At 31.9% G+C, this 14,463-nt stretch carries 8 protein-coding genes; 1 reads left to right on the top strand and 7 read right to left on the bottom strand.

All coding sequences use genetic code 11. The features are described 5' to 3' along the window. Positions 1-275: 275 nt before the first annotated feature. The 6 genes from ABD816_RS18040 to ABD816_RS18015 all read right to left on the bottom strand — a co-directional run bounded on the left by ABD816_RS18040 (position 276) and on the right by ABD816_RS18015 (position 10,527). Positions 276-1,628 carry a DUF5458 family protein gene (locus ABD816_RS18040; RefSeq protein WP_344929769.1) on the bottom strand — a complete coding sequence of 451 codons (1,353 nt, stop codon included), beginning with the start codon at positions 1,626-1,628 and terminating at the stop codon, positions 276-278. Positions 1,629-1,642: 14 nt separating this feature from the next. Next, positions 1,643-2,092, bottom strand: a complete 450-nt coding sequence (locus ABD816_RS18035; RefSeq protein ID WP_344929767.1) for a hypothetical protein — start codon at positions 2,090-2,092, stop codon at positions 1,643-1,645. Positions 2,093-2,155: 63 nt separating this feature from the next. Further along, positions 2,156-4,636 carry an ATP-dependent Clp protease ATP-binding subunit gene (locus ABD816_RS18030; RefSeq protein WP_344929765.1) on the bottom strand — a complete coding sequence of 827 codons (2,481 nt, stop codon included), beginning with the start codon at positions 4,634-4,636 and terminating at the stop codon, positions 2,156-2,158. 380 nt (positions 4,637-5,016) lie between these two features. Further along, positions 5,017-6,126 (bottom strand): DEAD/DEAH box helicase, encoded by a 1,110-nt coding sequence (locus ABD816_RS18025; RefSeq protein ID WP_344929763.1) that lies wholly within the window; start codon positions 6,124-6,126, stop codon positions 5,017-5,019. Between the two features lie 100 nt (positions 6,127-6,226). Further along, positions 6,227-6,616: a hypothetical protein gene (locus ABD816_RS18020; protein ID WP_344929761.1), complete on the bottom strand. Its 390-nt coding sequence runs from the start codon at positions 6,614-6,616 to the stop codon at positions 6,227-6,229. A 206-nt stretch (positions 6,617-6,822) separates the two neighbouring features. After that, positions 6,823-10,527 carry a metallophosphoesterase gene (locus ABD816_RS18015; protein ID WP_344929760.1) on the bottom strand — a complete coding sequence of 1,235 codons (3,705 nt, stop codon included), beginning with the start codon at positions 10,525-10,527 and terminating at the stop codon, positions 6,823-6,825. A gap of 53 nt (positions 10,528-10,580) precedes the next feature. Here ABD816_RS18015 and ABD816_RS18010 point away from each other — a divergent pair, with 53 nt between their 5' ends. Beyond that, positions 10,581-11,759: a Pycsar system effector family protein gene (locus tag ABD816_RS18010; RefSeq protein WP_344929758.1), complete on the top strand. Its 1,179-nt coding sequence runs from the start codon at positions 10,581-10,583 to the stop codon at positions 11,757-11,759. Between the two features lie 171 nt (positions 11,760-11,930). Here ABD816_RS18010 and ABD816_RS18005 read toward each other — a convergent pair whose 3' ends face one another. After that, complete coding sequence (locus ABD816_RS18005; protein WP_344929756.1) at positions 11,931-14,294, bottom strand: GAF domain-containing protein; 2,364 nt, start codon at positions 14,292-14,294, stop codon at positions 11,931-11,933. Positions 14,295-14,463 lie beyond the last annotated feature (169 nt).

Here is a 14,463-nt window from a genome sequence, read left to right as displayed (position 1 = left end):
TAGCATTCTTGTGAAGAATGAAATAGAGAGTACTACTGCGTAACCTTTGCGAAACTTAACATTCACTTCGTGTTTTTTCACAAATGAAAAGTCACTTTATTTTATAAAATCATTTTCAAAAGTATTGCTTCGATATTTCAATACACCTCAACAAATTATACTTTAACTTAAATTATTGTACTATTTATTTTACTTATTCTTGATAAATAGACAAAAAAAACGAGCATCAAAAACTGATACTCGTTTTCCATATATTTCAATAAAGTGTGATCTATCTATTGTTGTTCGTAATCAGAATCCCAATCCGTACCATCATCACCCTTCTGACCATCCATCTTAATCATGAAATTCTTTGCAGGGAAATATGGTTTCATATGAATATCTAAGAAAACTCTATCTTTTTGATTAGGATCTTGCTCAAAACGCTTGATTGAGAAATCTTCTATTAATTGATCCGGTCCTGTTATCTCATCAAGGAACTTAACAATCTGCCCCATTAATTCTTTACGTGTTCTAGCATTAAAGTTTTCGAAAGCTCTCCTATTAAGAAAGTCCATCAATACTTTAGTCACGTAATCGAATACACGAACTACAGAATATGTTTGTAATCCCAGGTTGTCTCCATTAAATAATGTCTTTGCAGAAAATGCCATTACTTTTCCATATTCATTTACCATAGGAACCAGACCTAATTTCTCTAATTGAGAAATTTCACTCTTTTTAAGATCAAAACGAACTCCATCAACTTCATTAATTCCCCCATGCTTTTTACCTGCTGCTACCTGAGACATCAATGTTCTATATACCTGACCTGCCAGTGCACTTGATGGTGGAACAAAAAGATCATCTTCTTCTCCTACTTCATCATGCTTTCCTCTTCCTACCAGCCAATTACATGCCATCATAACATTAGACCTGTATTTATCACCACCGGTAAGATTAGCAGCCTCAAACATTTCCATTACATCATCCGGCTCATCAAGATGCTCAAAATCAGTAATCATCATTACTTTATTTTCATGTGCTATTTTTGCCCATTTCTCTATCACCTTATTAGATCCTAAATAACCCGGAATAACCAATATACCATAATTATCTCTTAAATCTAATCGATCATATCCCTGTACTAATTCTTCCTGAATTGCATCAATAAACCTGGTATTATCCAGATCCTTTAACTGCTCCAATTCAGCATTCATTATATTGATATTCTTAACTTTTTGAGACTCTGTATTTTTGAAAAATAAGGCTACAGATCGATATGATTGTTCCAGTTCTCTGGTTTGCTCTAATGCCGCACCCAAGTTCTTTTGTAAAGATTTTGCGGCAATCTCAGAACGTTTTTCTGATTCATCTACCATAACAGAAAGATCATCCGATGAAGAAAGGATATCTCCCCAAATCTCCAATGTCTTCTGCAATTTTTCTCTTTCTAATTTTTTTGTTGACTCTGTAAGAAAAATCTTTTTACGAGCTTTACGCTCTGGATTCATATTTTGTACATCGTCAATACACGCTTCTAACAAATCAAATCCACCGTATTTAGCTAATTTTTCTTCGTTTATTCTTAGTTCTTTTGCTGGATTTTCTATTTTAATAGCTTCCTGAGCTTGTTTTCCTGCTGCCATTTATTATATATCTTTTAACCTTGTTGTAACTCTGCTAATAATGATTGTATTGATCTTAATAATGCCTCTTTAGCGTCTGGATCTGCTAAAGCTGTTTTTAAGATTTTATTGGATTTAAGTTGTTTTACAACTTTCAGGTATTGATCCTTTTCTGTGTCCAAATCACTCAGATATTTACTCTGATTAATAATACCTTTTTTGCCAAAATCTCCCACGTGTTTGAACTTCAGTTCTTCCTTACTCTCTACTCCATCAGAATTTTCAAAATCCACTTCAACGGCAGGTTTGTAATTTTCAAAAACATCATCAATACTGGTCAAACCACTAATTATCTTAGGCTTAATTGCCTGATCATTTGTTAATTTCTGAACAAGAAGTGTTTTATTTTGCCCGATTTCCATGATTGCCTCACTGGCATCAGTTTTTACTTCTGTTCCTCCTAATCCATAACTGTTACTGCTCATACTTTCTATTAATATAATGATTGTGAATTATAAATATACTAAATTTATTTTTGGATCATACTTTTATTCGTATGACCATTGCATTTCATCATCTTTGACATCCAGAGAAACCTTACTTCCTTTTCCTATTTTTCCTGTAATTAACATTTTAGCAAGTGGCCCTCTTAAATCGTTTCTGATGACTCCTCTTAATGGTCTCGCACCGTATTTTGGTGTAAATCCTTTATAAGCAAGAAATTCCTGTGCCGCTTCTGTTAATTCTAAAGTGACCTCTTGTTTATTTAAGGCTTTATGCAGATCCTTTAATTGAATATTAAAGATTTTTACTACATTTTCTTTTGTAATAGGTGCAAATGGAACTATTTCTGTTAGTCTACCTAAAAATTCTGGTCTAAAATGTCTTCCCATAATCTCTAATAGATCTGACGATTTTGGAACATCTCCTTCATTAAAAGATTGCACTACATGATCACTACCTATATTAGAAGTGAATAATATAACTGCATTAGAAAAATCTCCGGTCTTACCTAATCTGTCATTTAACTTTCCTTCATCCAGAATCTGTAAAAATATATCAAATACAGATGGATGTGCCTTTTCTATTTCATCAAATAATACTATAGAATATGGCTTTTGTCTAATTTTATTAACCAGTAACCCTCCTTCTTCATAACCCACATATCCCGGAGGTGCTCCATATAATAAGGCAGCAGAATGTTCTTCTTTAAACTCTGACATATCAAATCTAAGAATAGCATCTTCTGTCTGAAATAAAAATTCTGCAAGTGACTTGGCTAATTCTGTTTTACCCGTACCCGTAGGTCCGGTAAAGAAAAAAGACCCAGTAGGTAAGCCTGGCTTACTTAATCCTGATCTGGATTCTAAAATTGCGGCTGATATAGTTTTTACCGCATGATCCTGACCGATTAACCTTTTCTTTAGGGTATCCTCCATTGTCAGCAAACGTTCTTTTTCATCTGCCTGTAACTTTCCGACTGGAATACCTGTTTTATTAGCAATCGTGGCAGAGACATCATTTTTATCAATCAACGTTTTGTCCTCTGATGATTTATCAAGAAAGCTATTAAGAATCCCTAATATTTTCTCTTTATAATTATCAAATGTTTCCGTCCCGAGTACCATTTCATCCTCACTCAATTCTGTAAATAAAAGATAGCTAAACTTACTTTTTAAATTATCAAAGATCCACTTAACCTCTTCAAATTTATTTATTTCTTCAGTATCTCTTGCCCCTATTTCTTCTAAGTTTTTACGAATTTCTTCAATTTGATTAGATGTAGTTTCAATCATATATCTGGAAGCAGACATAGTTCTATCTATCAAATCTATCGCTGCATCAGGTAAGCTTCGATCCTTATTAAACCTTTTAGAAAGACGAATAGCCTCTGCAATGGTGTCATCTATGATATCTAAACTATGATGCTCTTTGTATTTACTAATCGTATTAGAAATCATCTTTAGCGCGTCTTGTTCTGAAGGCTCCTCTAACGCAACGATCTCAAATCTTCTCGACAACCCTTCGTCTGTTTCTATATGTTTTCTATAGGCATCATTAGTAACTGTAGCAATGAAAGTTACTTCTCCTTTTGCCAATTCTGATTTAACTATATTGACCAGCCCTTGATTTCCGCTATCTTTTGCTGTCAGGTTATTTAATTCATCAATTAACAATACAGGTTTATCAAATTCTTTTAGTGCAGCAATAATCTTTTTAAATCGATCTTCTACTTCACTTTTATAACTGGCTCCTGAAACTAAATTAATAAAATCAAGTTCATAAATTTGTGCATTTTTTAAGGATTCAGGTACTTTACCAAGAACTACTGCTTCTGCAAATGCGTCCAGAAGTACAGTTTTACCAACTCCTGGTTCTCCCGTAATTAAAACATTAGGTTTAGAGTGTCTACCTAATATCTCAGTAATCATTTTTACCTCTGCATCTCTCCCAAAAACATCATCTAATTGCTCATTCTTTGCTGCAAAAGTTTTATCAAAACAGTATTCATCTAAGATCCCGGAATCTACCTTCTTTCCCCCTTTGTTAGCTGCTTTACTTGCTCCAGAACTTGCAGTACCATTACTGGAAATATTTTGTGAAGCGGCAATCAAGACTTCATCTGCTTTAAGGGGCAACGTCTTTAATTGTTCATAGGAAAACCCAACTCCTGGTGTACATAATGAAATTAAAATCGCTTTAGCAGTAATCTCATCTTCTCCTAATTTTAGTTTAATTGTATCTGCCTCATTAAATACAGCCTCTATAGATTTATCACCAGAGATAGCATCGGGAATATTTACAACTCTAGGAAGGGCTTCAATTCTAACCTCTGCCCAGTCATCATAGTAATAAATATCTCCATCTATTTGATCAAAAAAATCTTTTAATCCCACATCTTTATGCAAAAGTGCTTTTAATAAATGTGCAGCATTATACTCATCATTATAATATTCTTTTGCTATGGATTGTGCTATATGGATTGCATTATCCACTTTTGGTGACAATTTATAATCTAATATTTGCATTTAATCGGTTTTCTGTAAAGTAAACAAATAAGATAGAAATAAACAAAAAAAAGTGTATCAGCGAGATACACAGATATTCAAATGGTACAATCAATTTATTTTTTATTTGGTCTTTTGATTATTTGCTTCAAAAATATCGTAAAAAAAGAACGTTTACTATGCGGTTTATAGTGAAACACCTACCCCCTGTTTTCAGGGGGTAAAAAATTATAAAAAGTAATGATTTATCTCTACACAATGGTACAAGATAAATCATTACTTTTAAAGTTATCGTTATGGTAGATATACCTTTTTGTAAATCTCTACATATATTAAAGTATTAAGAAAAGTAAAGGGTAAGGTATATTTTTATATGCAATAAAGTAGACTATGGTATTTTATTATCGTACCTGACTGAAGTTGATATTCAATTCTTTTTCTAAGTCTCTAATAACTCTAAGTTCTTTTCTAACAATCAAAGCCAAAGACAAACCAGTTTTTCCTGCTCTAGCGGTTCGTCCACTTCTATGAGTATAATATTCTATTTGATCCGGAAGTTGATAATGAACTACAAAAGCTAAATCTGCCACATCAATACCTCTGGCAGCAACGTCTGTAGAAACCAGAAACTGAAGTGTTTCTTTCTTAAAAGCGCGCATCACTTTATCTCTGTCTTTTTGCGTCATATCACCTTCTAATAACCCTGTATTATAATTCTTAGCGATAAGTTGTTTTGATAAAGTTCTGGCAGCAACTTTTGTTTTAGTAAAAATAATACCGCGCTGACCTTTATGAGATTTTAAAAAATAAGTAAGGGTATCTAATTTATTAGCCTCTTCTACTACCACAAAATTATGATCAATTCCTTTATTAACAGTTTCATTTCTATCTACAGAAATTCTAACCGCTTTTTTATCTACATAGGAATCTATGATCTCACTTAAGGATCCAGGGATAGTTGCAGAAAAAAGCCAAATATTTCTATTGCCTTTCGTTTTACTCAAAATAGTGGTTAAATCTTTCTTGAATCCCATGCTCAACATCTCATCCGCTTCATCCATTACAACAGTCTTAATTTTTGAAATATCAACTGATTTTCTTTCCATTAAATCAATAAGTCGTCCTGGTGTGGCCACAATAATATGAGTAGGTCGCTTTAATCTAGCTATTTGTCGTTCTATCTTTTCACCTCCATATACAGATTCAGTAAAAATTTTATCCGTATACTTCGTATATTTAAAAAGCTGTTTAGCAATTTGCTGTCCAAGTTCTCTGGTGGGTGCTAGGATTAGTGCCTGAACTTCTTCTTTATTGGTATCAATATCAAGTAGTAAAGGTATGCCAAACGCAGCCGTTTTACCTGTTCCTGTCTGTGCTTTACCAATAAAGTCAATTTTATTTTTAATAAGAACTGGTATCGCTTGTTCTTGTATTTTAGTAGGAACGATTATACCCATTTCTTTCAGACCTTTATTTAGATCTTTAGGAACTCCCAATTCTGAAAATGTCATTGTTGCTGTAGTTTAGGCTGCAAAAATAGGAGAATAAATTCATTGCTGAACTATATAACGGAATATACCTCGCAAAACACAATCATATGTATTAAAAATTTTATCCTGAAATTTTCATAAAGTAATCGAATAACTGTCGTTTTAAAGTAAGTCCTTTTTTATGGTAATGTAACTTATTCATACAAAAACCTCCTGAACAATTAAAATCGGCGCCGGCATCAGAAGAAATAATATCAATCAATGATATTTGATTAAAAGTATTACTTTGATTATGATCGCATTTAGGAGTGATATGCTCTTCAAAAGTTTTTACATTGTAAGTAATTTCTTTCAAGACAGCCTCGTGGTTATGTGTATCTTCGTTTAACGTATTTTTATAAGATGGATGAGCGTCAGAGTGATTATGGACATCCTGAACCTCTTGAGCACTAATTGTCGTAGTAATAATACTTAAAATAATAAACAATGTGTTAGGAAGCCATTTAGTCATAAATCTAATTTTTTAGTGTGTTAAAAAACATTATAATAATTTCAAAAATCAAAAAATCTAATTTTTAATAATCGGCAAATTACACAAAAATAGGTTTAAGTGCAAATATTTACATTTTTTTAACACATAAAAAGAGGAATTTTCTTCAAAACTGCTAGAAATTGACTATTTAGGTTATTAATATTCTTGTACCATATCTTCTATCATTAAAAATTCATACCCAACACGAAAGTAAAACGCATCCCATCCTCACTAGTAAATAACCCCATTTTACCGGTAATTGCATCCACGGCATTTATCCATATGCCTCCTCCTGCAGATGAATGCCATATATCGGACTCTTCTTGATCAAACCAAACCCGACCTAAATCATAACCTCCGTATATACCAAGTTGCAAAGGCAATAATCCTGTTTTAAATTTATTGAAACTATACCTGAGATCTGTACTAAAAGCAAGTGCTTTATCCCCAGTGAAACGTTCTTCCCTATATCCACGTAAACTCCTTACTCCCCCTAAGGTTGCCGCTTGATAAAACTCAAATCCATTACCAATCATAACCTTTGACAACACTTCGGTTTTTAACACTAGTTTTCGATTTTTGGTTAGCGCATTATAGAATCCAAGTGTTGTATTCAAATAACCATAGGTTCTATCTACATCATCTATGTTCATTTTAGAACCTCCCTGAAGGCTAAACAACATTCCTCTTGTAGGATTCGCATTATTATCCGCATTTTGATATTCATATTCCATATCGACTCCAGCAAAGAATTTTCTATTAAAAAAATCAGGATCTCCGGAAACTATATCTAAACCTGAGGTAATAAATCGATTCTGAGTATCCTGTACTTCCACACCTTCATACGATCCGGTAAAAGAAAATGAACTACCATAGCGTCCACGCTTAGTAACACCCAAATCCAGAGACCATATTCCAGTCTTTACTCTATTGTAGTCTAACTCTAATGTTTCATCTTGATTCTGTGTATTATTACCAAAACCAAAAAAGTTTTGAGCATAGTTCTCACTGGTATAGCGTCCTCCTGCGATTAAATTCCAGGTACTTATTGCATTCACAAATTCTCCCTTATAAGATATGTCATAACCTTCTGTGGCAAAAAAATAGGCTGCATTCAACATATGTTTACTTTGAAAAGGACTGTCATTAAAACCTTTTACCGTATATGTATTAGTAGCATTGATATTAAATCCATCATCAGGATTAAATCCGATCAAAGGGGTTAACGTATTTATCTTATCAATATGTTTATTGAAATCGTATGTATTATAATTGTAGTTGTTACTAAAAATGAACTTTGCTCCTCCTTTCTGGTTGACCTGATTAGGCTTTGTTTTATGATCATAGATTTTAACTTTTTCTCCCTCAGCAATCGTATAAGTATCTTTATTTTGTCCTCCTATGATTCTAATAGGTATTGCCTTTTTTCCTTTTCCTTGTACTATAAACTCATCTTCATTATCCAATCCATAGATCCATATTTCATTAGTTTCATCAGATAGAATGGTTCTTTGATAATATACTTTTTCTGTAATCTCTTTTTTTAATCTTGAAACTTTTATATGTGTTTTATTATTTTCTCTGGTAATCTCAAATAACTCACTTTTATCGGTTCCTGTAACAATTACCTGTTTAGAGAGGTACTCATAATACCTTGTTGCAATATCTTCGATATCATCTCTTCTTTTTCTTAAGTATTTTTTAATTCTTATAATGGTATCATCCTGCAGTTCTTCTGGCAAATTTTTGAATGCTTTCTCTATAGCTTCATCACTAAGATTATCTTTAATATAAGCAGCCTGATCTAACCACATTTGCCTACTTGAATTTTGTGCGAAGGTTCTGTCTAATTTAATTCCGGCTGTATTAATCCATCTTATATTCTTAAGTTTTTCATCAAATACCTGAAATTTACGAACGACAGGAACCAGTAACTTGATAACATTAATAAGCCCTCCATCATAATTAGAAAATACCTGGTCTCTATCTTTAGGTATAGGTCGGTATACTTTACTTGTATCGGTATCAAAACGAGACCACCTCCATTGATCCGAGTGCCTATCCCAATCTCCTAAAATCATATCAAATAATCGGGTTCGTATATAGTGTGCTTCATCGATCTGATAGGTTGGAGTTTTTCTTATATTCTTAAGAACATCATCTGTACCTTCGATATCATTAGGAATACCAAATGATGCTACGTCTTTAAATTCTTTTCCCGGGCGTTCTTCTAAAAAATACAATTCATCACCAAAATCTTCATTATAAGCTCCCAGTGCCGGGTGTTTTGGTATATAATATACTTTTGGATTGGCATGATAGACATTAATAGCATCTGCTAATCCACCAACTGCCAAAAACGCGTATGGGTAACTAGATGTATAAAAATCTGACAATAATTCTTCTGTAAAGGTATCATCAAAACCGTCTTCAAGATAGGTATTTATAAATGCTCCTTTTTGTAAAAATTGGGTCACACTTTTTCTCATAGCTCTCAGACTATATCGTTTTCCATCTTTATCAACAAGCCTTAACGATCGAGTTACCTGACCTCCTCCTCTTCTATCAATAGTAAAACCTCCCATGAGGGTATCTAAAGTAGCTACCGGGAATTGAATATCTTTACCATAGACATCTCTGTAATGATCTCCCCATAATGATGTATAAAATTTAGATTTTTCTGTTTCTTCTTTTTCATAAATAGATGATGAAATCTGAGCTTCAAATTCATTTTTATACTCATCTGCTGGGTGTTTTTTTGTTTTTGCATGTACTTCTGACTGAAACACTAGCGTTGCAACTCCTGCTTCGTTTCCATAATATCGTACATTAGACGACCCATCTTTATATATATCTAATACAGCAAAACCTTGTCCTGGATAAGAAAACACCCCATCTTCCCCCAAAGAAACTGCAGAAACTTTAGATCCTGAACCTGATATAATTTGCTTTAACCCCTTATTATTAATATACTGTAATGAATGTTCATGACCAGAAGCAAATATGATACGTTCATTATCTCTTGCTATTGTTGATAAACGTTTCATTAGCATATTATAGCTTTGATTATATCTATCCTGAGAAGTCACACTTCCCTGAGAACGTATTTGGGTAGCTAAGGATCCAACGAAAGGCATCGGGATTTTATTGTTAAAAGGAAAAATATGATTTTTAAAACTATACCTTCCTCCATACATACCATTAGTAAACATAGGATGATGCATTGTTACTAAAATTGTTTTCCCATTATATTTTTTAAATTCTCCTGCTACTTCGCTTAAAAATTTATCTCTAGTTTTAATTTCGCAATCGTCATTCATTGTTGGGTTCTTATTCCAATTTTCCAAATACCACTGTGTATCCAGAATTATGAGTTGAATCTGATCACTTACCGCGATACTTTCTATAGGACAACCTTTTCCGGGGAGAAAGGATTTTTTCTTTTTCAATTTTTTAGTTATATATTTTGCCTGTCGTTTTAGGCCTTTTGCTCCTTCAGCATACCAATCGCGATTTCCGGGAATAAAAACAACTTTTCCCTCAAAATCAGTTGAAGCCTCAATTTGCGTATCTATGATTTGTTCAGAAATCAATCTTGCTTCAGAGTTCTTTTCTGGCATTCCTTTTGGATATATATTATCTCCTAAATATATGAGATAGTCATCTTTGGTCTCCTCCCTTTTTACAACCTGTTTTAAAACCTCTAAACCGAGAGAATTTTCATTAATATCAGCATTACCAGCATCTCCTATGAGATAAAAGGACATCTCTATTTCTTTTTCTGGTATCGTTCTAGAGAAATTTTTATCTATATAACCAGGGGAATATGTTGCACAAGAATTTAACAACATAATAGATATAGCAATAAAAGTTAGGATATTTTTATTCATAATGAAGTACATTCATTTTTTTTTAATTAATTTGGATTTTGAAAAAATATAACATGAATACACTTCTCGAAAAAACAGATAACTTTGTTGCAGATCTTTATAAAAAAAAACTATCCGAGAACTGTATATACCATAATTATACACATACCAAAAGAGTATTTAAAAGTACAAAAGAAATTATAGACAATAGCACAATTTCTGAGGAAGAAAAAGAAGTTTTATTGCTAACTGCACTATTGCATGACACCGGATACTCAGAAGGATTTGAGAACCACGAAGAGAAAAGTGTTCGTATTGCTTCAGATTTCTTAGCTAATCAAAAAGCTGACAAAAGACTTATTGATCAAGTTGCCGCTTTAATTATGGCGACTAAAATGAATCATACTCCAACTAATCCCTTAGAAAATATTATTAAAGATGCCGATTCATCTCATTTAGCTAAAGATTATTTTAAAGAAACAAGCGAATTCTTAAGACAAGAATTTAGACTCACCCACGTTAAAAACTATAGTAAATCGCAATGGCTAAAAGCAAATATTAATTTTCTACAAAATTTGCATGAATTTCATACACCATATGCCATAAAAAACTGGGAACCAAAAAAACAAAAACATCTATCTCAAATAATAAAAGAACAAAAGGCTTTAAAAAAGGAAAATAAAGCTAAGAAACTAAAAAAATTGGTTAAACAAGAAAGCCCTGAAAAAGGTATTCAGACAGCTTTTAGAGTTACTTTACGAAATCATCTAAAATTAAGTGATATTGCAGATACAAAAGCAAATATTTTACTTTCTGTAAATGCCATTATTATATCATTAGCACTTTCTAGTCTAATTCCTAAGTTAGATAATCCATCCAATACTTACTTAATTATTCCTACCGGTATTTTTCTTTTTTTCAGTGTTACCTCAATGATTCTTTCTGTATTAGCAACAAGACCTAACGTGACTACTGGAGAGTTTACGCAGAAGGAAGTAAAAGAAAAAAAAGTAAATCTATTATTTTTTGGTAATTTTCATAAAATGCCATTTAATAATTACAAGACAGCCATGCATGAATTGATGGAGAATAAAGATTATATTTATGACACTATGATAAAGGATTTATACTTTTTAGGTAAGGTTTTACATAAAAAGTACAAAATATTACGTATTACATATACTGTATTTATGATTGGTATAATTATTTCTGTTGTTTCTTTCGTTATAGCCTTTAATACACTAGAGAATTAAAAAAACCTAATGTTATACATAATAAAAAAACCAGAAAAGCTAGCTTCTCTGGTCTAATTTAAATTATTAAAAACTGTCAACTTATTTAAGAACGACTTATCATTTTTACCTAAAAAAAAATTATTTAACCTCATTTAAATCATCAGGTTCACTACAGTTCAGGAAACCATACTAATTTAACTCTTTCATCAAATCGTCATAAGTATAATACTCTTTTCCTTCCTTATTCTTATTATAAAGAATATCAACCCGTAATGCCTTAAGACCTGTAACTCCTTGTAAATCTTCTAATTCTACAGTTTCCACATCTTCTTCTAAATACTTTTTTGATTGTAAAAATTCAATGTATTTTTCGTATTCTTTTTCATCAGAGCGCTGAGAATAGACAATGACTAGTTTCCCTTTCTCTGTAATACGTTGATCAGTGCCTTTTATATATGCCTTATCCACTCTTTTCTTTACTACTTCATATCTTGCATTATAGGTTCCATCAACATCAAACCTTTTTTCATCCATTCTAAACCGCACAGATAAAGAAGTATTAAATACTAAAATCATCGATGCTACGTCTAATGCTACTGGCAATTCTTTTTTGAATTGATAATATTCATTCTCCATTTCACAAATCACCTGCAACTGCCAGAGTCTAAGGTTATATAAATAAATTTTATGAAAGCTATTATGCTTTGTAATCGACTCACCTATATACATATTATGTTCTACTCCATCAGTTTTAAACCTTTCGAAATAATGCGGATACATCGCTTGGGCATCTTTTTGCTTTTCATCCAATACGGCAGCCATCTTTTTATTGATTAGCATAACTGATTCGTCATAATGCTTTCGATATTTATAAAGCATTTTACTTCCCTTATCCAATGAGTTAGTATATCTCTCAATTAAATTCTTTAGCTCTTCACTTTTTTTGCTAAGGTGCTTAAATAATGGTGTAATTTCCTTGTTAATAAAGCTTAAGATTTTCTGTTCACTATCTACCTGTAGTTTTTCAGAAATAGTCCTAATATAATTTTCTATTCTATATTTAATCTGATCGTATATTGGTAATGAATCTAACTCGATTATGTTTTTAATAATTTTTAAGATTTCTTTAAGTTGTAAAACTAAGTCTTGTTTTACTGCATCATTACGCGCTTCTGATGAACCTTTGATATCTACCTGACCGAATAATGGATATACATCTTCAAAAACAATTTCTCTAAAAGAGACAGGATTCCCTTCTAGATTTGCCAACATAAAACGCTCAGCCTCTTTTCTAAATTTCCAATAAACACTATGGTGAATTGCAGTGCATTCATCTTGTATAATCAATTCTAATTCATCTTCTACTTTTGCCTTAGATCGTACTACAGAATCCACAAGATATGGCATCACATCCTGAAGTTTATTTGCATTGATACTATTAAGTTCAGAAACATTGGGAGAAACAAGCTCTAACACTCCTAATAATTTATCATTCGCTTTTATAGGAGCAAAAATAGCACTCTGGATATGTTGTGATATTAAATTTTTATACATCTTTTCATCAGGCGCATAACTAGCATATTTTTTAACATCGGAAATTGCAAAATAAGTAGACTCTTTGAACAAATGATGATATGTACCTTTACACAATGCCATCTCGCAATCAAGATCGTATCGATTATGTAAAATATAACTCCCCATGTTCTTAGAGGGTACTTTCTCTAGTGTCTTTTCTTCTTCATTGTAGTTAGAGAAACCAACCTTAATCTCTGGAAGATTAAAGATAGCTCTAAATATATTTTGAAAACTGTTAATAAAACCAGCTTCATTCTTATCATATTTTAAAAGACTAGTTTTAAACTCTGATAAAGAAACATCAGTAGTTACATCAAAAAGATTTGCTATAACAATCCCTTTAAAAACCCAACTATTAGGCGGGAACATTTCTTTCCATATCTCGACCTTATCAAAACTATCTATTAAAATAGCAACATCCTCTTGCGTTATATCTCTCGCTTCATCAGTTTTTAGAATCTCAATAAAATCAGCATTATACATTAATCTATAATGGCGTATGATTCCTTTTGCATCAGGAATATCATAGAAAAAAGGTCTTTTGAAATCAATCTGATATCCATAATATTGATTCAAAATAATACTACATCCCATAATAAAGTAATGATCTTCATCAAGATTTTTTATTTTAAGTTCAAAATCTGATCCTGCCGCCTTTATAATATTTTTATAACGCTGCGTCGATTTTATCACTGTATTATTAAAGGGTACAGTAGCTATTTTTATTTCATTTTCCTGTAGTATCTGAGAAAATGAATCTTCTAATACAAGATTTACCTGAGGCAAAAGTTCTTGCAATCTTTGTTCTGAAGTAATGCCTTCTTCAAGTTCGGGATATTCTTTTGCAATATTCAATATAGAAATCGCACGCTCTCGCAATAGTTGATTATCACTTTCTAAAAACTCTCTATACTTTTTAAAAAATAAAGAAAAGCTTATTTTCAAATCCATGGGAAAATCATATTCTAATACCTGCATAACTCTTTTATTTATGATCCTTTACAAAAATAATCAAACACTATATTTTATATCATCTATTAACAATTTATTACATCAAAATCGATAATTTTGATACCAATTGATACAATGATTATAGAAATCCGATACATTTATAAGTTCAATTGTGAAAACCTACATGAAATTAACA

Origin of the sequence: Aquimarina addita (assembly GCF_039539305.1) — a bacterium.
Taxonomy (GTDB): Bacteria; Bacteroidota; Bacteroidia; order Flavobacteriales; family Flavobacteriaceae; genus Aquimarina; species Aquimarina addita.
The sequence above is the reverse complement of the archived record's forward strand: the minus strand, read 5'-3'. Positions and strand labels throughout refer to the sequence as shown.